Genomic DNA, 25055 nt, shown 5'->3' on the forward strand with positions numbered 1-25055 from the left:
TAAGTGAGGTGGGAAATATCATGAAGCAGGCTATTACAGAAGTAAACGGAATAAGCATAACTAAAAACTTAATTGGAATAAACTATACAAAAGGAATATTTATAAAGCCTAAATATATAGTTGTTCATGATATATCAGATAATAGATTTACTACTATGAGAGAGTATAGAAATTATATTGCTAGAGAGAAAGATGCAAAAGAATCTATACATTATTTAGTAGGACCAAGGAATGTAATAAAGTTATTAGAGGACGATTGGAGAGGGTGGCACGTAGGGGACAAGCCATCAAAGGAAGTAACTAATTCTAACAGTATTTCTGTTGCTATGTTTATTAGAGATAGTAAGGATATAAGTAGAACTCTAAAAAATGTTATAGTATTAGTTAATAAACTTAGAGGGATTTATGGTATAGGAATTAATAACGTAAAAAGACATTATGATGTTACAGGTAAGATTTGTCCTGAATTATTAGTGAATGAGAAGGCTTGGAATAGATTTAAACTTGCTTTAAAGGGGATAGAAAGCGAATTAACTCCTATAGCAAAGGGAAAAATTATAGGAGTACTTTCATCACTAAATTTAAGAAAAGAGCCTAATGATGAATCAGAGGTAATAGGTAGGATTGCTGCAAAAGATAGTTTTAATATATACGAAAAACGGGGAGAATGGGTAAAGACTACCTATGAAACAGAAGATAAAATAATAGTAGGTTATTTAAATAAAGAATATATAGAAATAGAAGACTTAGATACTGAAGAGGAAGAAGCTTTAGGGGACATAAGTGAAGAAGAGGCATTAAAAGAAATAAGTAAGTTTTATAAACAACCTAAAAAGACATACAATGCCTTAGAAGAACTAGAAAAATTGAGTAAAAGAAAAGATAGTATAATAGAAGTTCCTAAGGTAGAGAATAGTACTATAACTAAAAAAAGAGAAGTAACTGTTCCTACAATAAAAAGAGATATAAACAGGGAAGGAACTGTTGTAAATATAGATACCAATTTAGCTGTAAGAAGAGGTGCAGGAGAAGAAAACTATGTAGTGGGTTACTTATTAGCTGCACAAAAAGTTAATGTTATGCAGGAAATTGGAGATTGGTATAAGATAGTGTACCAAAGTACAATAGGAAAAAGGATAGGGTTTGTTGAAAAATACTTTATAAAGCTTGGGTAGTTTTGTTAAAATATAATCACTATAAGATAAAATTAAGGAGCATAAACATGAAAAAAGAATTAGCAAAAGAATTGATCGAATTTATAAATGAAAGTCCAACTGCGTATCATGGAGCACATAATGTAAAGAATATGTTAGACAAAGTTGGCTATAAGGAAGTAAAGGAAAATGAAAAGTGGAATTTAACTAGTGGTGGTAAGTATTACTTTATGAAGAATGGTTCTGCAATAATAGCCTTTCAAATAGGAAGTGAAGAAATTGAAAATGGTGGATTTAAGTTAATAGGGGCACATACTGATTCACCTACATTTAAAATAAAGCCTAATGCAGAAATGAAGGTGGAAAATAAGTATGTAAAATTAAATACTGAAGTTTATGGTGGCCCAATTTTAAGTACTTGGTTTGATAGACCACTTTCATTAGCAGGTAGGGTTGCGATAAAGGGAGAAAATCCTTTAAAGCCTTCAATAAAGCTAATAGATTTAAAAAAGCCACTATTAATAATACCAAACTTAGCTATTCATATGAATAGAAGTGTTAATGAAGGATATGCAATTAATAGACAAAAAGATACATTACCACTATTAGGTTTTATAAATGAAAAGTTTGAAAAAGAGGGATATCTTTTAAAGTTAATAAGTGATGAATTAGGAGTAAAAATAGAAGAAATTTTAGATTTTGATTTATTCTTATATGAATGTGAAAAGGGTTGTTTATTAGGTTTAGAAGAGGAGTTAATTTCTGCAGGAAGACTTGATGATTTATGGATGGTTTATGCTGGAGTTAAAGCGCTTATAGATAGTAATGATTCTAAAGCTACAAAGGTTATGGTATGTATAGATAATGAAGAGATTGGAAGTTTAACAGCTCAAGGTGCAAACTCAACTCTATTACAAACAGTTTTAGAAAGAATTACACTAGCTTTAGGAAAAGACAGAGAAGAGTTTATGAGAGCTTTATCAAATTCAGTTATGATATCAGCAGATTTAGCTCATGCTGTTCACCCAAATCAGGTGGAAAAACATGATCCAGTTAATAAACCAGTACTAGGTGGAGGACCTGTAATTAAAATGGCAGCATCAGGTAGCTATTCAACTGATAGTTATGCATCTGCTATTTTTAAGGGAGTTTGTGCAAACGCAAATGTTCCATGTCAAGTGTTTGTTAATAGATCAGATGTAAGAGGTGGTACTACAATAGGACCAATAACAGCAGCTAATTTATGTATTCCAGTCGTTGATATGGGAGCACCTTTATTATCAATGCATTCTGTAAGAGAGTTAGCAAGTGTGCTAGATAATGAATATACAGTAAAAGCATTCACTGAATTTTATAATATATAATAAAAAACTCGCTTTGCGAGTTTTTTTGATGAATAGGAAATTATAAAATCAAGGATAATAATTTTATAATTTCATTACCTTTAGTAGGAGTGTGGTGGATATTTATTTTGATGTGACTTGGAACGTAGCGATGGAACAAGTAAAATAAATATCCACCCAACCTTTTTATTACTTAAGATTGGGGAGAGAGTATGAATATAGGAATAATAGGTTATGGTGGCGTTGGAAAAGCATTAGTTAGATTAATAAAAAAGAAAAAGTATGATTTTAATATAAAATTTGTAATAAAGAGTGATGGTGGAATTGTCTGCAAAAGTGGAATAAATATAGATAGTATACTTATAAATGAAGATAACCTGCAGAGGCATGAATTTTGGTCAAAGGGGTTAAGCTTAGAGAATGTTATAGATATTGGTATTGATTACTTAATTGAGATTACTCCAACTAATAAAGATACTGGAGAGCCTGCGTTATCATTTATAAAGTTAGCATTGAAAAATGGTATAAGTGTAGTTACTGGAAATAAAGGGCCTATATTAATAGATTATAAAGGTTTGAAAAGGTTAGCTGAAGAAAATAATGCTAAGTTAGGAATAGGATGCACAGTGGGAGCTGCACTTCCTACTATAGAAGGTGGTGCAGTTGGCTGTGCAGGAGCAGATATATTATGCATTGAAGGAATATTAAATGGAACAAGTAACTTTATTTTAAGTGAGATGTCAGAAAAGGCAGTTAGCTATGAGGAAGCTTTACATAAAGCGCAAAGTATAGGCATAGCTGAAACTAATCCTTATATGGATGTGGAAGGGTATGATACTGCTATAAAAATGATTATTCTTACCAACTATTTTTTTGATTCACAAATAAAACTAAAGGATGTAGATATAGTTGGTATAAGCAATATATCCAAAGAAGTTATTAATAGGGCAAAAGATAGTGGAGGAAAGATTAAACTTTTGGGAAAAACATATATAGAAAATAATGAAATAAAAATAAAAGTTTCACCAGAAGTATTAAATGCTGACCATAGTTTATATAGTGTAGATAGGAAAAACAAAGGGATTTTATTTAATACTGATGTCCTTGGCAATATAACAATTATAGGGGGAGCTTCAGGTGTAGAAAATGCAGCAGCATCAATAGTTAGAGATATAACAAATTTAAAGTAAAAAAAGAAAAACTCATTGTAAATATTTCCACAATAGTATAAAATATTAATTATAGGGTGTTTATGTTAAATTAAGGCGTTGAGGTGGTATTTATGGAGAGAATGTTAAGTAAACTTGAATTTATGCTTATGGGGTTAAGACAGTTAACTTTAAGTGCTGTATATGCGTGGTTTCCTGAATTAAAAAAGGAAGACATATTAGAGGCATTACAGCAATCACCAAAGTTTAAGGTGGAAGGAAATATAGTAACTTTAAAAAGTGAAACAGAGCTTTATGAAGAAGAACTTCAAAAAGATATATTAAAAGATCTTATGGGAGAAGCAGATGGAGATGACGATTTATTAGGATATGATGATGACTTAGATTTAATCGCAGAAGAAGATAATAGTGATTTTGGTTCATCTAATATTAAGCTAGATGACGAAGTTATATTAGTTAATGCTGATGAGAATAACTTAGAAGAAATAGTTGAAGATCCTATAGTAGACAGCCAATGGGTAGAAGCAAAGGAAGCTGCAGAAGAAATCCCAGAGGTGGAAGTTGTACAACCTGTTCAAGGAGATGTTGCTTCTTTAGAAGAAAATACAACTAATGAAGACTATTTTAATTACTATTACAATAGTTCTAATGAAGAAGTAAAAGAGGAAAAGAATAAAATAGAAGAAAAGGTTGTTGAGAACGTGGTTGAGAATGTGATTGAGAAGGTTGTTCAAGTTACAGATTTAACTAAGGTAAAGGGATCGGATATATCTTATGAAGATTTAGTAAGAATAATAGATGAGTATAATGATGCTGTAGAAAGTAAATTAAACTATGCAATAGAAAATAAGTTTGAAGTTAGGGTAAAAGCTATTAAGAGCTTCTATGAAAATAAATATAATGTAAGAAGTAAAGAAGAAGGTATATTAGGAACTACTGCTTGTATATTTTCTTTAATACATAAGAAAAAGGGTATGGAAGTAGCATATCTAGTTGTATGTGAAAAACTAAATGAATTAATACTTAATTATATGTTAGACCATTACGATGATGAAGTTGTTTATTTCTGTCCTGTAGAGGGAGCAGAAGTAGAGTTTGAAGTTGGATTAAATGAATTCTACTTAAAGGATACAGACGTTATCTTTGATAAGTTCTTAGAACACTATGTAGTAGTTGAAGAGTGTGATGTAAAGATTAAGAACTTAGAAGTTATTGTAGGAAGTAATTAGTTAGGTTAAAATAAGCAATAAGAATAATTATGAAACTCAAGCAAATAACGCTTGGGTTTCTCTATTTTGGTGGTTAATATGAATAAAAAAGAGATAAGAAGAGAAGTAATTGCAAAAAGAGATTTGTTAAAGAACAAAAGTGAACTAGATAAAGTAATTGAGGAGAGGTTAAGAAATAAGAAGATATATAAAAATAGCAAAAATATTTTCATATATTTAGGTTTTGGAAGCGAGATAAATACTATTAAATATGTGGAAGACTTTCTTGATGAAGGAAAGAAAATAATTATTCCATATACAGATATGAAAAATAAAGTAATGCATGGAATAGAGATAAATACTTTAGATGGATTAAAGAAAAATAAATTTGGAATATTAGAGCCCGCAGATACTTCTAAGATATTTAACAAAGAGGATATAGATTTAGTAATAATGCCAGGGGTAGCTTTTGATAGAAGTGGAAATAGAGTTGGCTATGGAGGAGGATATTATGACAAATTTTTATGTGAAATGAGCAGTGATATTCCAACTATAGCATTAGCTTATAATATTCAAATATTAAAAGAATTACCCTCTGAAAAACATGATATAAAAGTTGACATGGTAATTACAGAAAAAGAAACCATAAAATGCTTGAAAAGTAAATAAGATGGTGTATAATTAGATTAATCGTATAATCTTTTATTAAGAATGGTGGAGGGACTGGCCCTATGAAGCCTAGCAACAACTAATATTCATTTATTAGAACTGTGCTAAATCCTGCAGGAGTTTCCTGAGAAATGAGAGGTTAAGTTATGACGAAGTTAATATAAATTATGTCGTTGTTGCTATTTATCTCTTTGATAGATAGCTTTATTTTTTATATAAAATTATTAGGAGGGGCTATTATGAAAATAGAAACAAAGTGTTTACATGAGGGCTATAAGCCTAAAAATGGAGAACCAAGAGCTTTGCCAATATATCAAAGCACAACTTATACTTATGAATCCACAGATCAAATAGGTAAATTATTTGATCTAACAGCAAATGGGCATATGTATTCAAGAATATCTAATCCTACTGTTGGGGCAGTTGAGGAAAAGATAGCATCATTAGAAGGGGGAGTAGGTGCCCTATGTACTACATCTGGTCAAGCAGCATCGATGATAAGTATATTAAATATACTTAGTGCAGGTGACCATATTGTAAGTGCAGCTACCATATATGGGGGAACAATAAATCTTTTGGCAGTTACTCTTAAGAAATTTGGTATAGAATGTACCTTTGTTGACCCAGATGCATCAGAGGAGGAAATCCAAAAAGCATTTAAAGATACTACTAAAGCTGTATTTGGAGAGACTATTGCAAATCCAGCTATTTCAATATTAGATATAGAAAAGTTTGCTAATATTGCCCATAAAAATAACGTACCATTAATTATAGATAATACATTTGCAACACCTATTTTGTGTAGACCAATAGAGCATGGTGCAGATATAGTTATCCATTCAACAACAAAATATATGGATGGACATGCGGTTCAAGTAGGTGGAGTTATTGTAGATAGCGGTAATTTTGATTGGACAAACGGCAAGTTCCCAGAGTTTGCTGAACCAGATGAATCTTATCATGGTGTTGTATATACTGAGAGCTTTGGAAAAGCAGCCTATATAACAAAAGCAAGAGTTCAACTTATGAGGGACTTAGGGTGTTATCCATCTGCACAAAATGCTTTTTTATTAAATTTAGGTTTAGAAACATTGCCAGTTAGAATAGAAAGACATTGCAGAAATGCTGAAAAGATAGCAGAGTTTTTAAATTCATCAGATAAAATTGAATTTGTAAATTATCCTACTTTAAAAGAAAATAAATATCATAATTTAGCAAATAAGTATCTTCCTGAAGGATGTAGTGGAGTAATATCTTTCTCAATAAAAGGGGGAAGAGAAGAAGCGGTTAAGTTTATGGATTCATTAAACTTAGCTTCAAATGTAGTACATGTTGCAGATATAAGAACTTGCGTACTTCACCCAGCAAGTTCGACTCACAGACAATTAACAGATGAACAATTAGAAGCAGCAGGAATTACACCAGGATTAGTTAGATTATCTGTTGGTTTAGAAAATGTGGAAGATATTATTGATGACTTAAAACAAGCGTTGTTAAAATAATATAATAAAGATAAAAGAAATGTGGAAGGGAAAGTGAATGGTAATTTTCCCTTCCTTTTTTATGTGATGATAGATGTAGGGAAATTAAATTATTTAAAATACTTTATTAAATAAGAAAAATGTGTTTTTACATAAACATATTTTTATCCTATAATTGATATATATTAAAGTTAGAAGAATATAATATTCAAAATAAATTACTATAAAATAAGAGTGAAGTTTATGTAGGAGAAAATATGAGTAATTTAACTATTAAGGATATTGCTGAATTAGCAGGTGTGGCAAAAAGTACAGTTTCTAAATACTTAAATGGTGGAAGTGTTAGTGAAGCAACAAAAATAAAGATAAAAAAAGTAGTAGAAGAAAATAATTATGAACCTAATGCATTTGCACAAAGTTTGAAAGCAAAAAGAAGTAAGTTTATAGGAATTATAGCACCATGTTTAGATTCAATTGTTACATCAAGAGTTATAATGTCTATAGATAGAACATTAAGGGAAAATTCGTATAATCCATTAATACTAAATACTAGTCACAATAAGGATTTAGAAATAGATAACTTAGAGAGTTTGAATAGATTAAAAGTAGACGGAATAATTTTAGTAGCTACTGAAATTACAAGTAGGCATAAAGAGATTATAAATAAGTTGAGGGTGCCTGTTTTAATAGTAGGACAGGAATGTAAGGAAGTTAAATCAATAGCAAATGATGATTATAATGCTGGAGCAACTATTGGGGAATATGTAGCGAAGCTAGGACATAAAAAAATATTATATTTTGGGGTAGATGAATTTGATATAGCTGTTGGAGTAAAACGTAAAGCTGGGATAATAGATAAGCTAAAAGAATATAATGTTGAAGAAATTAGAGTTGAGATTACAGATTTTACAACCAAAACAACAGAAAAAATAGCTTATAAGGTATTACAAAATTATAATCCAACAATGGTTATATGTGCTACAGATAATATAGCCTTAGGTGTGTTAAAAGCAATGCAGTCATTAGGCAAAATGGTTAAAGATGATATATCTTTATCTGGATTTGGAGGATATGATATATCAGAGATTATTACACCTAGTTTAACTACAATTAAGTTTCATAATGAAGAAGTGGGAAATATTGCGGCTAACAGTATAATTAGTATGATTGAAGGAAAGGAGATTCCGGATCTTCAAACAATAGGATTTGATTTAATTAAAGGAAATAGTATTAAAAAAATAAAAAATTAAGAGTAAAGTTATGAGATTTTATTAAATTTCATAACTTTTTTTAATAATATGAGAAATTGTAAACTTATTTATGAAAAAGTTTTCTGAAAGCATTGAATTAAAAAAGAATAGTGCTATATTTTATTTATAGAACTTTGGAAACCGGTTTCCAAGATGGGAGGATTAAAATGAGCCAAAAGAAAGAACAATACAAATTAATTTCTCAGGAACTATTGAAGTTTATTGGGGGAAAAGAAAATGTGCAAGGGGCAGCTCACTGTGCTACTAGATTAAGACTAATTTTGAATAATAATGATAGGGCAGACTTAAAAGCAATTGAGAAAATTGACTTAGTTAAGGGAGTATTTATTGCAGGAGATCAATTACAAATAATATTTGGGGCAGGTACTGTAAACAATGTTTATGATGCATTCATAGAAGAGACAGGTAAAGGTGAAATGTCATTAGGAGAAGTAAAAGCAGTAGCTTCTCAAAAACAAAATTGGTTTCAAAAGTCAATAAAATCATTATCAGATGTATTTGTTGAAATAATTCCAGGTTTACTTGCAGCAGCTTTATTAATGGGAATTACAGGATTATTAAGCCAACAAGGTATATTTGGTGAACAATCAATAGTAGAAATGTATCCAGCTTTAGCAGGTTTAAATAGGTTTATACAAATAGCATCTACAGGTATATTTACAATATTACCACTTTTAGTAGCATATTCAGCTACTAAACGTTATGGTGGTTCTCCAGTTTTAGGTTTAGTTATTGGAGCTATAATGCTACATCCAGACCTAGCAAATGCATATTCAGCTGCTAATGGAAGTGTCGAACCAGAAGTAATTAATTTATTTGGTTTAAAAGTAGAGTTAGTTGCATTCCAAGGTGGAATAATAATAGCTTTAATGATGGGATTTGTAACTGCTAAGTTAGATAAATTCTTCAATAAGAAAATACCAGATATGGTTAAATTATTTTTATCACCAATATCTACAGTTATAGTAGCTACATTTTTATTATTTACTATAATAGGTCCAATAGGTCGTGAATTAGCTAATATTGTAACAACATCATTATTATGGTCTACAGAAAACTTAGGTATATTAGGATATATGCTATTCGCAGGAATTCAACAAATAATAGTTATTACAGGATTACATCATGTTATAGGAGCTGTAGAAGCTCAATTAATAGCAGATACAGGTAGAAACTTTATAATGCCTTTAATGTCAATAGCATTAATTGCACAAGGTGGAGCTGTATTAGGATATTTATATTTAAAATGGAAAGATGATAAAACAAAGCAAATTTGCATATCATCATTTGGATCAGTTCTTTTTGGAATATCAGAACCAGCAATTTTTGGTGTAACATTAAAGAATAAGTTTCCATTAATAGCGGGGTGTTTAGCAGCTACCCTAGGTGGAGCGTACATTTATATAACTAAGGTATCAGCAATAGGATTTGGAGCTACAGCTATTCCTGGACTTGCTATTGTAGCGGCTGAAAATAATGGACACTTAAATTATTTAATAGCTCATCTTATAGCATTATTAGCAGGAGCGATATTTACAATTCTATATGAAAAAGTGAAATTGAAGATAAAATAGTTAGTTAAAGAGAGGATGTATTGATGGATATTTTTAAAGAAGAAAAACATAGAACTATATTAGAAGCAACAAATGAAGAACTTTTAGAGCTAAAAGATAAAGCAAAAGATAAGCTATGGAAACCTATATATCATATATATCCACAATATGGATTGCTAAATGATCCCAATGGATTAGCTTATTTTAACGGAAAATATCATGTTTTTCACCAATGGTATCCTTTTGGAGTTACACATGGAATGAAGCATTGGGCTCATTTAGAATCAGAGGACTTAGTTTTATGGAATAGACTACCAGTTGCGATAATTCCAACTGAAACGTACGAATCACATGGAGCTTACTCGGGAAATTCAATTGAAATAAATGAAGAGTTGTATCTATACTATACTGGAAATATAAAATTTGATAAAAATAATAGGAGTGCAAATCAATGTTTAGCCATAATGAATAAAGATGGCGAAATAAAGAAGTATGAGAATAATCCTATAATTGAAGGTGTTCCTAATGGATATACAGGACATGTAAGAGATCCTAAGGTTTTTAAATTAAAAGAAAATTATTACATGATACTTGGTGCACAAAGAGTAAATGAAACTGGAACATTTATTATGTATAAATCTATTGACGGAATCAAATGGGAATTAATTGGTGAGCTGGAATTAGAGAATTTTCCTAAAGAATTTGGTTACATGTGGGAATGTCCTGATTATGTGAAAATAGATGATAAAGATGTTTTAATATTTTCCCCACAAGGTATAGATGAGGAAGGAAACAAATATAACAATATATTTAATGTAATATATGCAATAGGAAAGCTAGATATAGATAATTTGAAATTTAAGGTGGATTCATATGAAGAACTAGATAAAGGCTTTGATTTTTATGCACCACAAAGTTTTAAAGGAAAAGATGGACAAGCATTACTGTTTGCTTGGGCTGGAATGGGAGAATTTAAATACCCAACAGATAAAAAGTTATGGGCACATTGTCTAACCTTTCCTAGAGAATTATCCATTAGTAATAATAAATTAATACAAAAACCAGCTAAGGAGATACTAAAATTAAGTAAGTTAGTAGTAAGTGAAAATGGAATTGTTAATAAAAAAGAAATAATAGCAAATGACAATAATACTTATTATTTGAAAGCGAATTTAACTTTAAATGAAGCAAATAATTTTGGGATAAATTTATGTTCTTCTAATGAAGAAAGACTAGAGTTAAACTTCAATAGAGAAAATAATAGTGTTTCCTTAAATAGAAATAAAATGAAGAATAGATTTATTGAAGAATATGGATTAACTAGAGAAGCAGAAATAAATATAGATAAAAATATAGATATTGAAGTTATAGTTGATAATAGTATAGTTGAAATATTTATAGATGGTGGCAAAATAACTATGAGTACAAGGGTATTTCCATTAGAAAAGTCTACAGGAATAGAGATATATGCAGATAATGAAATAAGATATAATTATACTAAGCATGTGTTGAATTCAGGAATTTTAGATTAAAGGAGTAGTACAATGAAAAAAGTATATTGTATTGGAGAACTACTAATAGATTTTGTATCTAACAATGGAGAGGAATATAGCAAGAAACCAGGGGGAGCTCCAGCAAATGTTGCAGTAGCAATTAGCAAGTTAGGAGGAAAAGCTTACTTTTTAGGGCAAGTAGGTAAAGATAACTTTGGTAAATATTTAGAAGAGGTTCTAATAGATAATAATGTAGATACAAAGTATCTAAAAAAAGAAGGAAGGACAACCTTAGCTATGGTCTCCCTAGATAAATCCGGAGAAAGAAACTTTGATTTTTATAGAGGTGGAGATGGAGAATATGAGGTTGATATAAATGATTTATCAATAGATAGTGATACTATAGTTCATTTTGGATCAGCAACAGCATTTTTACCAGGAAATCTTAGAAATACTTATTATAAAGTTTTAGAAGATGCTAAGAATAAAAAGGCAACAATAACATTTGATCCTAACTATAGAGAAGTATTAATAACAGATGATATAATGAAACAATATAAAGATGATTGTTGGAATTTTATGAGGGAAGCTGAATTTATAAAGATAAGTGATGAAGAGGCTAAGCTTCTAACTGAAACTGATAATATAGAATTAGCCGTTAAGTCTTTGATAAATAGTAAATTGAATGCAATAGCAATTACTTTAGGAAAAGAAGGTACTATGATAATTAAAGATGGAAAGGCAATTGTTATTGGCTCTATCAAAATAAAACAAAAGGATTCAACTGGAGCAGGGGATGCGTTTGTAGGAGCTGTATTATCACAATTATCAAAAATAGATAATAAAAATGATGTATCATTTGATATTTGGAAGAAAATAATTGAGTTTGCTAATAAGGTTGGAGCAATAACTTGCACAAACTATGGAGCAATAACATCTATCCCTACAATGGAGGAAGTAGAGTCATATATAGAGAGTGAATAAAAAGGAGCTGTGTGTACAGCTTCTTTTTTAATATAAGTTCGTAAGTTCTTAACTTTTTAAAAAGATAAGAAACTATATTTTTTCAATTATAATTTCCTAAAGAATTAAAAAAGGAGCTATGCACTAATTATTTAGTGCAACAGCCCCATCTTTACTATCTTTCTTTGTTTGCTATCTCTTCAAGAATTCTAGCTTCAAAGTCTGCATATGCCATGCTTCCTTCATCACCATTCTTTCTACTTCTAACAGCAACAGCATTGTTTTCAGCTTCTTTTTCACCAACAACTAAGATATAAGGAACTCTTTCTAATCTAGCTTCTCTTATCTTATATCCTATCTTTTCAGCTCTGTAGTCAGCTTCAATTCTAATTCCCTTATTTCTAAGAGATTTAACAATAGATTCAGCATAATCATTATATTTATCTGATATTGGTAAAATCTTAGCTTGAACTGGTGCCATCCAAGTTGGGAATGCTCCAGCATACTTTTCGATTAAAGTAGCAATTGTTCTTTCATAGCATCCAATTGATGATCTATGAATGATATAAGGAGTTTTCTTATTACCATCTTTATCGATGTAAGTCATATTAAATCTATCTGCTAATGCAAAGTCAATTTGAACAGTTATTATTGTATCTTCTTTTCCGTGAACATTCTTACATTGAATATCAAGCTTTGGACCATAGAATGCAGCTTCACCAGCAGCTTCAACATATGGAATTCCAATGTGATCTAAGATGTTTTTCATTATAACTTGAGTTTCTTCCCAAGCCTTAGCGTTATCTATATATTTAATCTTGTCTGTTGGATCCCATTTAGAGAATCTGTAAGTTATATCTTCAGAGATTCCTAAAGTATCCATAACGTAGTTAATTAAATCAACAACTCCTTTGAATTCTTCTTCAAGTTGTTCAGGAGTAACAATTATGTGACCTTCAGATAAAGTGAATTGTCTAACTCTAGTTAGTCCGTGCATCTCTCCTGATGATTCATTTCTGAATAGAGTTGAAGTTTCAGCATATCTTATTGGAAGGTCTCTATAGCTGTGTTGTTCTGCATTATATATAGTGAATTGGAATGGACAAGTCATTGGTCTTAAAGCCATAACTTCATCATCTTTTTCTTCATCACCTAAAACAAACATACCGTCTTTATAGTGAGACCAGTGACCAGATACTTTGTATAGGTCACTCTTAGCCATATATGGAGTCTTAGTTAAAACATATCCTCTTCTTTCTTCTTCATCTTCAATCCATCTTTGAAGAGTTTGGAAAAGTTTAGCCCCCTTTGGCATGAATAGAGGAAGTCCTTGACCTACATTTTCATGAGTTGTAAATATTCCAAGTTCTCTTCCTAATTTATTGTGATCTCTCTTTTTAGCTTCTTCTAAAGCTTCTAGATAAGCATCTAAGTCAGCTTTCTTTAAGAATGCAGTACCATAGATTCTAGAAAGCATTTTATTCTTTTCGTCACCCTTCCAGTATGCACCAGCAGTTCTAAGAAGTTTTATTGCTTTTACATTTTTAATTGACATTAAGTGTGGTCCAGCACATAAGTCTGTGAAATCACCCATTTTGTAGAATGAAATAACTTCATCTTCTGGTAGGTCATTTATTAATTCAACTTTGTAAGGCTCATCTGCCATTAATTTTAAAGCTTCATCTCTTGGAAGTTCAAATCTTTCTATAGCTGGATTTTCCTTAATTATTTTTTTCATTTCTTCTTCTAACTTTTCAACATCTTCAGCAGAAAAAGCTATATCTCTATCGAAATCATAGTAGAATCCATTTTCAATGGATGGGCCAATAGCAAGCTTTGCTTCTGGGAATAATCTTTTTACAGCATAAGCTAAAACGTGAGATATACTGTGTCTTACAGCATCCTTACCTTCTTGAGAATCAAATGTGCATATAGCAAGCTCCACATCTTCATTAACAATATGACGAAGGTCTACAACTTTTCCATTAATAATACCGCAACATGCGTTTCTAGCTAATCCTTCACTAATAGATTTAGCTATATCAAGTACTGATAGTCCGGCTTCAAATTCTTTAACTGAGCCATCTTTTAAAGTAACTTTAATCATTTTTATATCTCCTTCCAAACTCTTTTCTAAAATAAAAAAACTCCGTTCTCTAAAAATATAGAGACGAAGAAATATCCGTGGTTCCACTCTAATTACCCATAAAAGTATATTATAGGTCACTTAAGTTTATCGTAACGTGATAATTACGGACTTTATTAGAGTCACTCAGAGGTGGTCTTCAGTTATGCTCATTTAAAGATACTTCCAGCTAATGTATCCTCTCTCTGAAAATGAAGTTAATAACTTACTCTTCTCTTCAACGTTTTAAAAATTATATTTTATTTATTAATTATAGTTATTTAATTTTTTTATGTCAACATGTTAAATTATTAAAATAAATAATATTTACATATACAGTAAAGAAAAACTACTAGAAGTAGATATAAATATAAGTTGTACCATTTGAGATATTTATATATTTAAAAATATTGTTGCTGAAAATAGTTAAAAAACACAAATGTATTACCATATAATGTAAATACAGAACTGTTTTCTTTCTATACTCTTTAATTATAGGTAGATATAATCTAAAAAAATGAGCTTTGTATCTATTAAGAATATAGGTGAGGAGGTATCTATAAATAATGTTAAGCAATCAATATTAGGAAGGAGGATATTGAATATTTTTAGTACGTTCTAAGTTAAAGAGGTATATTATCATCGCTAATTAAAGTAAACGTTGTAATGATATATATTAAAAAGATGTAATAAAAATTAATATCTAAATAGGTATTTGCACATATTCAATAATTAATATTAGGAGGAAATATGAAAGTAAAGCGTTTAAAAATTAAAAAGGTTACTAGTATTATTTTAGCCTTAATGATTATATTAGCACTATTTCCATTTCAAGTATTGAGTATAAAAGCTGCTAGTAGTGAGTTGATTATCAATGATTCTGACATAGGAGAAGGGGTAAATAAGTTTAATTTTCAAGGTAACTGGAAAACTAGTGTTGGATACCCAGATAGGTTCAACGGAGGAGATGAACATTGGTTTAATTTTGAAAATTATACAGAAGGTGATGATCTTCCAAGCTATAGTGTTAAATTTAAGGGTACTGGAATTGAACTTTATGGAGAAAAGCAACCCAATTTAGGTATATATAATATTTATCTAGATGGAAAAAAGATTGATACGGTAGATGCATATAGCTCAAGTATAATGTCTAATCAAAAGTTATATTCTAAAACAGGGCTTGATTATGAAGAACATATATTAAAAGTTGAGTTATCAGGAACAAAGAGTGTTAATTCATCAGCTGCAGACGGAGAAGTTGATTATGTGAAGATATTTGGGATTTCTGAAGAAACTGAAGGGGATATAGGAACGTATATTTCTAAAATTGAAGATAGCGACACTACAACTAAAAGTGAGCTTTTTAAATTTAAGTATACAGGAAACTGGAAAAGCGGTAGTGGATCCCCAGAAATATTTTCTAACGGAGATGAACATTATGCATATTCAGGTGACTATTATGAGATTAAGTTTATAGGATCAAAGATTGAAATTTATGCAACTAAGAATGAAGCACATGGTGTATATGATGTGTTTATAGATGGAGAAAAGGTTGGAATTGCAGATGGAACTACTGTAGGAAGCAATAAGCACCAACAATTAATTTATGCTTCTGAGAATTTAGTAGAAGGTGAGCATATACTTAAAGTTGCATTACCAGAGGAATCAAATAAAGCAATTCAGGTTGATTTTGCTAAAGTGTATCACAAGACACCAATTAATGCTACAAATATTGCATTAAGTGAGTATGATTTATTATTAGAAAGCGGTATGACAAGAAAGGTTAATGCAAATGTTTCACCAAGTATAGCAACAAATAAAGAAGTTGTTTGGCAAAGTGAAGATGAAGATATTGTAACAGTAGATTCTACAGGAATGATTAGTGCAGTAAGTAAAGTAGAAGCTACTACAAAGGTAATAGCTTCAATAAAAGGAACAAACATTAAGGCGGAAGTTAATGTTAAAGTAGTACCAGCTATTGAGTATTTATCAGCATTCATAGGATCTACAGATATATTGGATACACAAGATGATTACTATAAGCTTATGAGTCAGTACAAAGAAACTTGGAGCGATGTTGCTTGGAGAGGAGATGTGTTAAATTCTAAGATTGTAACCTGTTCTAGAGATGAGAAAGTTCATAATGTACAAGTTATTGCAAGTGATTTTAAGAGTGACAATTCTTTAATTAAAGCGTCTAACATCGAAGTAAAATGGTTGAAAGAAGTAATGGCTAATATTGGTCGTGGAAATAGTTCTGCACCTGTAAAACCATTTCCGGATGTAATATACAAAGGTGGAAAGATTGATATTGAACCAGAAACAGTACAATCTGCATGGATTAATATAAATATACCTAAGGATGCAAAACCAGGGATATATAAAGGTAAAATTAAAGTAACAGCAGATGAATTAGATAAGGCATATGAATTTGATTATCAATTTGAAGTCCTTGATTTAGTTCAGCCAGAAACAAGTGAAACTGATACACAAATTCAAATTTGGCAACATCCATTTGCTGTAGCAAACTACTATGGTGTAGAAGAAGAAGAATATTTTACTGAAGAACATTTTAAATATATGCGTTCTTCAATGAAAGAATATAAAGACTTAGGTGGAAAAGATGTAGTTGCAAATATTGTTGAAGAAGCGTGGGGACATCAATCATATTACAGTGATCCATCTATGGTAAAGTGGACAAAGAAGAAAGATGGAACATTTGAATTTGATTATACATGGTATGATGCATGGATTAATTTCCAGATAGAATGTGGAGTACTAGATCCAGAAAATAATATTGGGCAGATAAAATGCTATAGTATTGTTCCTTGGAATAATACAATAGCTTATTATGATGAAGCTTTAGGAAGAAATGTTAGTTATACATTTAATCCGGGAAATCAAAACTGGATAGATATGTGGAAACCATTTTTAAGAGATTTTATGAAGCACAGTAAGGAAAAAGGTTGGTTTGATATGACATATATTTCTATGGATGAACGTGGCTTAGAACAATTACGTCCAGCTGTAGATTTAATTGAATCAGTAAAAGATGAAAATGGTGAAAGTTTTAAAATTTCATCAGCATTTAATTATGACAGTCAGACAGATTATTCATTTACTGATCGTATTGATGATATATCTATAGGGGTAAGTCATGTATCTCATCAAAGTGATAAAATGAGAGAAATGTCTGAACATCGTAGAAATCTTGGATTAACAACTACTATTTATGCATGTACAGGAGATTATCCAGGAAACTTTACAATTAGTGATCCAGCTGATAACACATGGATGATGTGGTACACATTAGCTCATAATACAGATGGATTTATGCGTTGGGCTTGGGATAATTGGGTACAAGATCCATTAAATAATGTGACATATAAGTATTGGGAGCCAGGGGATGGATGGTTCATTTATCCTGTAGAAAAGGGTGATGATTCAAATCCTGATTATTATTACAGTACACCAAGATATGAAATGCTAAAAAAAGGTGTACGTGATATTAATAAGGCGAAATATCTTATGGAAAAGTCAGAAGAACTAAATACTGAGATTACTGAACTAGTTGAGTCAATGAGAAGACCAAAACAAGGCGGAAATGGATATGGAAGTGCTGTAGCTGCAAGTGAAGAAGAGCGTAAGATTGTATTTACAGAAACAGAACGTATGCGCGAAGGTGTTATGACTTTATCTAAAGAATACATTGCACAACAGAATGTACTTGTTGAAACAATTATTACTGATAAAGATGAAGTTGTATTAAGTGAAGGAGAAAGTATTAAGGTAGATTGTAAAGTAGTTCCTGAAAATGCAACAGATAAATCATTAAATTGGTCAAGCGATGACGAAACAGTAGCAACAGTAAAAGATGGATACATCACTGCTGTAAAAGAAGGAAATACTTTTGTTAATGTAAAAAGCAATGATGGAAATGCTAGTAAAGAAATTAAAGTAACTGTTAAAAAGTCCACATCAACAAAGCCGATTAAACCAGAAAATCCAAATAATGATGAAGATGGAGATGATAAAGATGCAAGCGCTACTGAAAAAACTGGGGATTCAAGCAACTTTATTGCATGGGGAATTTTATTGCTTATGGGTGCTGGAGTGATTTTTATGTTTATTAGAAAGAAACGAGCATAAAAAAGTAAGACATTAAAGTTATTTGAATTATATTAAAGCTGGGAGATAGTAAATTAACTAGAAAGAAGGCTCTCCTGGCTTTTTATATTACAAAGTTAAAGATAAAATGAGTATAAAGATATTGATTTATAGGGAAAAGGTATTGTATAATAATGGTAATGAATGCAGATGTGGCGGAATTGGCAGACGCACTAGACTTAGGATCTAGCGCCTTAGGCGTGGGGGTTCGACTCCCTTCATCTGCACCATTTATGCGGAAATGGCTCAACGGTAGAGCGCCACCTTGCCAAGGTGGATGTTGCGGGTTCGAATCCCGTTTTCCGCTCCAAAACTACATTTATAAAAAGCTCTAGCGAAAATGCTAGAGCTTTTTGTATTTAATAGATTTCTTCAAGTAGTTTTTGAATTTTTATATTTTCAATCATTTCTTCGGTATATAAAGTCCCACCCATGAGATATAATATAATATCTTCTTTCTTATAACCTTCTTTATATAGGCGCAAATCTTTAGTTATACGCAAAGGTATTTATATTTAATTTCTATATCTAAACCGCCTTCAATTCTATGAGTTATGAGGTGTATATCAGCTGGCTTATTACATATTTCACAAAAGAACAATAACATATATCTTTATTTAATATGTGCTTATTATATAATAAATTAAAAATAACTTCGATGAATAATTCTGTTTAATAAAAAGTAGGAAGGAGAGAATATGTAGTTTCTACTTCCTAGATTTTTGTGTATTATATTTATGTTAACGTTTGTGATAGCAAACTTGTCCTATATATTAAACTAATTATCATAGAATGATTCTATAAATTACTTTTCTATTCATCTACTGTTTCATCCTAATATGAGTAACATATTTAATTTTATTATATTATGTAATAGAAAAAAGTAAACCTGACGTTGTCTAATATGTACTATTTATTATTTGATAAATAATAGAACTTTATTTTTAAAATCTTCAAATGAGATTGAATTTTTTACTATTTGTACTATATCATCCTGGGTAAATAAATTTAATAGTGCTTCATATAAAAAGGCAAAATTCTTTTTATCTTCATTTTTTATACAAACCATTAAAACTATATGAACTAAGTTGTTTTTCCAATGTATACCTTCTTTTGATATTAATATATTTGTTCCGGTTCTCATAGTTTCAGTAAAAAATTGATGTGGAACAGAAACATTATTAAAAGCAGTAGAAGTTAGTTTTTCACGATTAATTATATGAGTTAAAAACTCTTTTGGAGCATAATTTTTATCAATTAGATCTTTTGCTAAAAAATTAATTACATCATATTCATCCTTGTATGAACCATTATCTAAATGAAAAAGTTCTTTGTTAAAAAAATAATCAAATTGACTAATAAGGATTTGATTTAATCTTTTCTTCTTTATAGAATCAATTCCCTCATGAACCTTTAATTGATCTTCATAATTAAAAAACGGAGATATAGAGACTATCTCCAATTTATTTGTATTCTTAAAGTGTGATAGAGGAAATGTAGTAATAATCAACTCTGCTGTGTCGGAGATGTTATGTATATATTCGTGAGAGTAAATTGAGTTAACTATATTTAATTTTTCATGGAAGTTCTTTAATATTTGTTTTTTTACATAGCTTTCTAACTCCAAATATTTTGGTAAAACCAATATAGTAGATATTTTTTCCCCATCAGACTTTTGTCTATTGATTTCTGCACCTATGTGAAGAGCAATGAACCCGATTTCATCTTCGGCAACAACTTCATTTTCAAAGAAATTGTTTATATAAAGAGACACATAAGTTGAAATATCATAAATCATGGGAATCGTTTTCTTTATGTGCTTTAAAATAGGATTCTTTTCTACCTTTCCATGTTGTATTCTAAAAATAAGTCTTTTAAGATGCAAGGAAAAAGGAGTAATAAATTCAGGCGTATTCAAATCTAATAGATAATTAACTTTAATTTCTTTAATAATTTCTTTCATTAAAGATAGTATTTCATTTCCAAGCATATCATTTGCTAAGTTTAAACTTAAATCAGAATTAATTTGAAGAAGTAGATAAGCTTCCTTTAAATTATCATTGTCTATATAAATATTAAAAGTATCAAATATTTCCTTATGAAGTTTAGCTATTAGTTTATGATCACATTCAAGTGAAAATTTACTATTATCAGAATTAACAGAAGAATTCATTTCTATATTACCATCTTGAATTCTTTTAATTAAGATGCAAAAATGAAGAATTAAATTCATTTTTGTAAAATGGTTTATAGTAAAATCATTACTTTTAGAGAATGAATCTAAAAAATCTATAACTTTTGTTACTAGTACAGAATTAAAATATTCATATAGATTTTCAATAGAAAAACTATTTATAGAAACCTCATCATATATAATTGTACTCATAAGTTTTCTTAAATCTCTTTCATTACCCTGGAGATAAAGTAGGTTGTTATTAGAAACAATCTTAATATTATACTTCTTGAGATAATTGTTTGTATAAGAAAGTACATTTCTAAAGGTAGAATAGCTTATAAATAATTCATCGCTTAGGTCAAATATATTTATACTTTCTTTTGTGTGAGTTAGAAGTTTTTTTAGAATATAAGTACATCTAGATAAATTATCATCAGGAATATTTACATTAATTTTTTTAAAAAGTATATCAGTTTTTTGTTTATTTAACATATATCCATTTTTACTTGAAATAATAGCATTACTACTAGATATATGATTAATATCTTTAACATAGTTTTGAATAGTTCTTGTAGTAACTTTAAATTGTTGAGCTAATTCCTTGCAAGAAATAGGAGAAGATTGTTGGTATAAATATTCAATAACATTAAGTAATTTTTGATTCAAGTAATCACCCCAATTCTCTATATTTAAAATAATAGTAGCAAGTTTAAAGGATTTTTTCAAATTTAAAATTTCGTATATTGGCGAAATAAGTTATTTCGTTAATGAAGGAAAATTAGTGAAAGATTAAATCTAAAATTTATAATATGATAATTGTGAAAACGGAATCAATAAGGAGGAATATATTATGGAAATGAAAAGAATATTTTTATGTTGTGGAGCAGGTATGTCAAGTGGTTTTTTAGCACAAGCATTGAGAAAGGCTGCAAAAAAGAAAAAGGTCTTAATTGAAGTTTTAGCAACAGCAGAAAGTGAAGTTGATTCATATATAGCTAAAGTTGATATTCTATTAGTTGCACCTCATATGAAGTATGTATTTGAAACATTAAGACAGAAGGCTGAAGAAAATGGTGTAAAAATGGAAATTATCCCAGAAGATATTTATGGAGAAATAGATGGAGAAGGTTTACTAGATTTTGTATTAGAAAAACTAAGTTAATTTTATGAATGTGTAACAAACTTTACACTAATGGATATATGAAGGGGGTTTTTTAATGAAATCATTTATTAAGTTTCTAAAAAATAATTTTGCACCAAAAATGAACAAGTTTGCCGAGAATAAATGGATACAAATTATTTCTACAGGTATAATGCTTGTACTACCAACGATTTTTCTAGGATCAATAATATCTATATACAATATTCTTAGAGGATATATACCAGCAATACCTGATATTCAACCTATATATAATTTTAGCTTTGGATTATATTCACTAATACTTGCCTTTTTATTAGGGTATCAAGGAATGGTAAAACTAGGACATAAGGAATATCAAATTTGTTCTGGAATAATTGGATTAAGTACATTTTTAATGATGTTAAATCCAACTTTAGATAATGGGACAATTTCTTTTGAATTTAGTCGTTTAGGACCAAAGGGAATACTTATAGCCTTTTTAGCTGGATTATTAGCTTCAGTAATATTAAATATTTATGCAAAAATTAATCCATTTAAAAATGTTACATCTGTACCAGAATTTATTCTTAAATGGTTGAATCAAATAATACCAACTTTCTTTGCGCTATTTATAACTATGATAGTTGTACATACTTTGAAAATTGATATTTTTGTAGCTGTTACTAAATTGTTTGCTCCTATTAATCAATTTGGACAAACATTACCAGGTTTTATTTTAATATGTTTTACACCAGTTATACTATATTCTTTAGGAATAAGCAGCTGGTTATTATCACCTATATATACACCAATTATGTTAGAAGGTATAACTGCAAATATTGAAGCACTAAATTCAGGATTACAGCCTATGAATATTGTTACACAAGAGACTATTTTTGTTGGATTTGTTTGGATTGGAGGAATGGGAGCAACAATGTCCTTAGTATTATTAATGCTAAGAGCTAGAAGTAAGAAATTAAGAACAATGGGTAAAGTGTTCTTAATTCCATCACTTTTCAATATAAATGAACCTGTAATTTTTGGAGCTCCAGTAGCATTCAATCCTTATTTAATGGCACCTATGTGGATAAATGGAATTGTTGGACCTATAATTACATGGATATTTATGAAGGGTGGCCTAGTTAATGTTCCTGCAAAGCTATTAACAGGGGTAAAATTACCTATGCCAATTAGTTCAGTACTTGTTACTAGCGACTTAAGAGCAATTATATTATGGGCAGTTTTATTAGTTGTTTATACAATAATATGGTATCCATTTTTTAAAGCATATGATAGTAGTTTATGCGCAGAAAAGAATAATACAAGAAAGGATGATATAATTGGATAATAGATTAGAACAAGTTGCAATGAAAATAATCTTAAAAGCTGGAGATGCACGTGAGAATATAAAAACGGCGATAAATTGTTTATCTAAAAATGACAAATTAGGCTATGAAAAAGAAATGAAAGAGGCGAAAGAAAATATACGTCAAGCACATGCGTCTCAAACTCAAATAATTCAAGAGGAGGCAACAGGATCAGCTATATCTCCATCATTGTTATTTATACATGCCCAAGATACTTTGATGACTATTATGTCAGAAAGAAACTTAGCTGAAAATATGTATATTCTATACACTAGTTTAGAGGAAAGAATTAAGAAATTGGAGGATAATAGTTGTGAATAGAAAAAAGGAAATGCCGGCAAAATTCTTGTGGGGAGCAGCAACGAGTGCTTTTCAAGTGGAAGGAGCAGCATTAGAAGATGGTAAAAAGTTATCTCAGATGGATGTTTTAAATGAGAATACAGGTTTTTCTGATGCTAGTATAGCTAGTGATGGTTATCATAGATATAAAGAAGATATAAAATTAATGAAAGAATGCGGGTTTACTGCTTATCGCTTTTCTATTGCATGGTCAAGAGTGTTTCCTAATGGAACAGGGGAAGTTAATTTAAAAGGAATAGAATTTTATGATAATTTTATTGATGAATTAATAAAAAATGGTATTGAACCTATTCCAACAATTTATCATTATGATATGCCAATGGCATTAGTAGAAAAATATGATGGATGGATAAGCAGACAGAGCGTAGAGGATTTTGTTTATTATGCAGAATTTATAATTAAGCGTTATAAAGATAAAATTAAGAACTGGATTACTATAAATGAGCAAAGTATTATAGTTGAATTCTGGAAAAAGAAAAACTATATACCAGAAAAGTATCATGATAATCATCAAATAAAATTTCAAATAAATCATCATATGAACCTTGCTCATGCAAAAGCATGCCAATTAGTACATAAATATGTTGAAGGGGGTAAAGCTGGTGCTGCTATTGGCTATTCACCAATCTATGCTTTAGACTCTTCTCCTAAAAATATGTTAGCGATGTTAAATGCTGAGAATTTAAAGAATCATTTCTTTTTAGATATATACTTTAAAGGAAGCTATCCTGTGGGAGCAATGAAATATTTAGAAGAACAAAATATAGCACCAAAAATAGAAGATGGAGATATGGATATTATTAAAGCTGGATATTCTGATTTCTTAGGTGTAAACTATTATGCAAGTAAATGTGTAAAGTTCCCAAGTGAAGATAATAATTATTTAAGAGAAGCTAAAAGTAATTTAGAAGGAAAAAAAGGCGCTATGGGAGCATATGAAATGATGCCAGATTTTTATGAATATATTAAAAATCCTAATGCTGAAACTAATGATTGGGATTGGACTATTGATCCTAGTGGAATGGAATATTTGCTTAGAGATATTTATCAACGTTACAATATTCCAATAATAATAACTGAAAATGGATTAGGGGCTTATGATAAGCTAGAAGAAGATGAAACTGTTCACGATGATTATAGAATTGATTATTGGACAAAACATTTAAAATCAATTCATCGTGCTATTGAATTAGGTGTTGATATCTTTGGTTTCCTTCCATGGTCTTTTGTGGATGTTTTAAGTACAAGTAATGGATATAATAAAAGATATGGATTAGTTTATGTAAATAGAGAAGATAAAGAAATAAAGGATTTAAGAAGAATCAAAAAAGACAGTTTTTATTGGTATAAGAAAGTTATTGAAAGTAATGGAGCTTCTATTTTTGATTAATATAATTTTTATAATAGAATAAGTATTTAATGAATAAAAAGTAAGG

At 29.7% G+C, this 25055-nt stretch carries 17 protein-coding genes, 2 tRNA genes, 1 pseudogene, 1 riboswitch and 1 other annotated feature; of the genes and pseudogenes, 17 read left to right on the forward strand and 3 right to left on the reverse strand.

The window, feature by feature from the left end; genetic code table 11:
- The first annotated feature begins 20 nt into the window (after positions 1-20).
- The 10 genes from DR024_RS00535 to DR024_RS00580 all read left to right on the forward strand — a co-directional run bounded on the left by DR024_RS00535 (position 21) and on the right by DR024_RS00580 (position 12325).
- Complete coding sequence (locus DR024_RS00535; protein ID WP_111917990.1) at positions 21-1175, forward strand: SH3 domain-containing protein; 1155 nt, start codon at positions 21-23, stop codon at positions 1173-1175.
- Positions 1176-1222: 47 nt separating this feature from the next.
- Positions 1223-2518 carry a M18 family aminopeptidase gene (locus tag DR024_RS00540; RefSeq protein WP_111917992.1) on the forward strand — a complete coding sequence of 432 codons (1296 nt, stop codon included), beginning with the start codon at positions 1223-1225 and terminating at the stop codon, positions 2516-2518.
- Between the two features lie 191 nt (positions 2519-2709).
- Entirely contained in the window at positions 2710-3687 is a 978-nt protein-coding gene (locus DR024_RS00545; protein WP_111917994.1) for a homoserine dehydrogenase, read from the forward strand.
- A gap of 92 nt (positions 3688-3779) precedes the next feature.
- Positions 3780-4895 carry a hypothetical protein gene (locus tag DR024_RS00550; RefSeq protein ID WP_111917996.1) on the forward strand — a complete coding sequence of 372 codons (1116 nt, stop codon included), beginning with the start codon at positions 3780-3782 and terminating at the stop codon, positions 4893-4895.
- A 78-nt stretch (positions 4896-4973) separates the two neighbouring features.
- A complete protein-coding gene (locus DR024_RS00555) occupies positions 4974-5543 on the forward strand; it encodes a 5-formyltetrahydrofolate cyclo-ligase (protein ID WP_111917998.1) in 570 nt (189 codons plus the stop codon).
- Positions 5544-5573: 30 nt separating this feature from the next.
- Positions 5574-5681: riboswitch (SAM riboswitch) on the forward strand.
- A gap of 101 nt (positions 5682-5782) precedes the next feature.
- Complete coding sequence (locus DR024_RS00560) at positions 5783-7045, forward strand: O-acetylhomoserine aminocarboxypropyltransferase/cysteine synthase family protein (RefSeq protein ID WP_111918000.1); 1263 nt, start codon at positions 5783-5785, stop codon at positions 7043-7045.
- A gap of 236 nt (positions 7046-7281) precedes the next feature.
- Positions 7282-8274 carry a LacI family DNA-binding transcriptional regulator gene (locus DR024_RS00565; protein ID WP_111918002.1) on the forward strand — a complete coding sequence of 331 codons (993 nt, stop codon included), beginning with the start codon at positions 7282-7284 and terminating at the stop codon, positions 8272-8274.
- A gap of 167 nt (positions 8275-8441) precedes the next feature.
- A complete protein-coding gene (locus DR024_RS00570; RefSeq protein WP_111918004.1) occupies positions 8442-9869 on the forward strand; it encodes a PTS transporter subunit EIIC in 1428 nt (475 codons plus the stop codon).
- Positions 9870-9892: 23 nt separating this feature from the next.
- On the forward strand, positions 9893-11380 hold the full coding sequence (locus tag DR024_RS00575; RefSeq protein ID WP_111918006.1) for a glycoside hydrolase family 32 protein: 1488 nt from the start codon (positions 9893-9895) through the stop codon (positions 11378-11380).
- A 12-nt stretch (positions 11381-11392) separates the two neighbouring features.
- Positions 11393-12325 (forward strand): carbohydrate kinase family protein, encoded by a 933-nt coding sequence (locus DR024_RS00580; RefSeq protein WP_111918008.1) that lies wholly within the window; start codon positions 11393-11395, stop codon positions 12323-12325.
- Between the two features lie 154 nt (positions 12326-12479).
- Here DR024_RS00580 and thrS read toward each other — a convergent pair whose 3' ends face one another.
- A complete protein-coding gene (gene thrS, locus DR024_RS00585; RefSeq protein ID WP_111918010.1) occupies positions 12480-14411 on the reverse strand; it encodes a threonine--tRNA ligase in 1932 nt (643 codons plus the stop codon).
- A gap of 56 nt (positions 14412-14467) precedes the next feature.
- Positions 14468-14680 (reverse strand) — a binding site (T-box leader).
- Positions 14681-15179: 499 nt separating this feature from the next.
- Between thrS and DR024_RS00590 the strand changes: the two genes are divergently transcribed.
- The 3 genes from DR024_RS00590 (at position 15180) to DR024_RS00600 (ending at position 18906) form a co-directional block, all read left to right on the forward strand.
- Entirely contained in the window at positions 15180-18578 is a 3399-nt protein-coding gene (locus DR024_RS00590) for a glycoside hydrolase domain-containing protein (protein WP_111918012.1), read from the forward strand.
- 164 nt (positions 18579-18742) lie between these two features.
- Positions 18743-18826: transfer RNA gene (locus DR024_RS00595), tRNA-Leu, on the forward strand.
- Positions 18827-18831: 5 nt separating this feature from the next.
- Positions 18832-18906: transfer RNA gene (locus DR024_RS00600), tRNA-Gly, on the forward strand.
- Positions 18907-18955: 49 nt separating this feature from the next.
- On the opposite strand, the pseudogene DR024_RS17935 reads toward DR024_RS00600, so the two are convergent.
- Together DR024_RS17935 and DR024_RS00610 are read right to left on the reverse strand one after the other, a co-directional pair.
- Positions 18956-19197, reverse strand: a pseudogene (locus DR024_RS17935) (hypothetical protein).
- A 315-nt stretch (positions 19198-19512) separates the two neighbouring features.
- Entirely contained in the window at positions 19513-21438 is a 1926-nt protein-coding gene (locus DR024_RS00610; protein ID WP_146742878.1) for a BglG family transcription antiterminator, read from the reverse strand.
- A 184-nt stretch (positions 21439-21622) separates the two neighbouring features.
- On the opposite strand from DR024_RS00610, the gene DR024_RS00615 reads away from it, so the two are divergent.
- The 4 genes from DR024_RS00615 to DR024_RS00630 are packed head-to-tail and all read left to right on the forward strand — an operon-like array spanning position 21623 to position 25009.
- Positions 21623-21934, forward strand: a complete 312-nt coding sequence (locus tag DR024_RS00615; protein WP_049179975.1) for a PTS sugar transporter subunit IIB — start codon at positions 21623-21625, stop codon at positions 21932-21934.
- A gap of 55 nt (positions 21935-21989) precedes the next feature.
- Positions 21990-23240 (forward strand): PTS sugar transporter subunit IIC, encoded by a 1251-nt coding sequence (locus tag DR024_RS00620; RefSeq protein ID WP_049179973.1) that lies wholly within the window; start codon positions 21990-21992, stop codon positions 23238-23240.
- Positions 23233-23580: a PTS lactose/cellobiose transporter subunit IIA gene (locus tag DR024_RS00625; RefSeq protein ID WP_111918016.1), complete on the forward strand. Its 348-nt coding sequence runs from the start codon at positions 23233-23235 to the stop codon at positions 23578-23580. Before DR024_RS00620 ends, DR024_RS00625 begins: the two co-directional genes overlap by 8 nt.
- The gene (locus DR024_RS00630; protein ID WP_242983068.1) at positions 23573-25009 is read left to right on the forward strand and encodes a glycoside hydrolase family 1 protein; all 1437 of its coding nucleotides are present in this window, start codon (positions 23573-23575) and stop codon (positions 25007-25009) included. Before DR024_RS00625 ends, DR024_RS00630 begins: the two co-directional genes overlap by 8 nt.
- Positions 25010-25055 lie beyond the last annotated feature (46 nt).

It is taken from the genome of Clostridium paraputrificum, assembly GCF_900447045.1.
Taxonomy (GTDB): Bacteria; Bacillota; Clostridia; order Clostridiales; family Clostridiaceae; genus Clostridium; species Clostridium paraputrificum.

What these genes read in the sequence shown, in the direction of transcription:
- DR024_RS00565 (WP_111918002.1), top strand. Translation starts at nt 7,282, where the DNA reads ATGAGTAATTTAACTATTAAGGATATTGCTGAATTAGCAGGTGTGGCA.
- DR024_RS00615 (WP_049179975.1), top strand. Translation starts at nt 21,623, where the DNA reads ATGGAAATGAAAAGAATATTTTTATGTTGTGGAGCAGGTATGTCAAGT.
- DR024_RS00570 (WP_111918004.1), top strand. Translation starts at nt 8,442, where the DNA reads ATGAGCCAAAAGAAAGAACAATACAAATTAATTTCTCAGGAACTATTG.
- DR024_RS00575 (WP_111918006.1), top strand. Translation starts at nt 9,893, where the DNA reads ATGGATATTTTTAAAGAAGAAAAACATAGAACTATATTAGAAGCAACA.
- DR024_RS00560 (WP_111918000.1), top strand. Translation starts at nt 5,783, where the DNA reads ATGAAAATAGAAACAAAGTGTTTACATGAGGGCTATAAGCCTAAAAAT.
- DR024_RS00550 (WP_111917996.1), top strand. Translation starts at nt 3,780, where the DNA reads ATGGAGAGAATGTTAAGTAAACTTGAATTTATGCTTATGGGGTTAAGA.
- DR024_RS00545 (WP_111917994.1), top strand. Translation starts at nt 2,710, where the DNA reads ATGAATATAGGAATAATAGGTTATGGTGGCGTTGGAAAAGCATTAGTT.
- thrS (WP_111918010.1), bottom strand. Translation starts at nt 14,411, where the DNA reads ATGATTAAAGTTACTTTAAAAGATGGCTCAGTTAAAGAATTTGAAGCC.
- DR024_RS00540 (WP_111917992.1), top strand. Translation starts at nt 1,223, where the DNA reads ATGAAAAAAGAATTAGCAAAAGAATTGATCGAATTTATAAATGAAAGT.
- DR024_RS00535 (WP_111917990.1), top strand. Translation starts at nt 21, where the DNA reads ATGAAGCAGGCTATTACAGAAGTAAACGGAATAAGCATAACTAAAAAC.
- DR024_RS00580 (WP_111918008.1), top strand. Translation starts at nt 11,393, where the DNA reads ATGAAAAAAGTATATTGTATTGGAGAACTACTAATAGATTTTGTATCT.
- DR024_RS00590 (WP_111918012.1), top strand. Translation starts at nt 15,180, where the DNA reads ATGAAAGTAAAGCGTTTAAAAATTAAAAAGGTTACTAGTATTATTTTA.
- DR024_RS00620 (WP_049179973.1), top strand. Translation starts at nt 21,990, where the DNA reads ATGAAATCATTTATTAAGTTTCTAAAAAATAATTTTGCACCAAAAATG.
- DR024_RS00555 (WP_111917998.1), top strand. Translation starts at nt 4,974, where the DNA reads ATGAATAAAAAAGAGATAAGAAGAGAAGTAATTGCAAAAAGAGATTTG.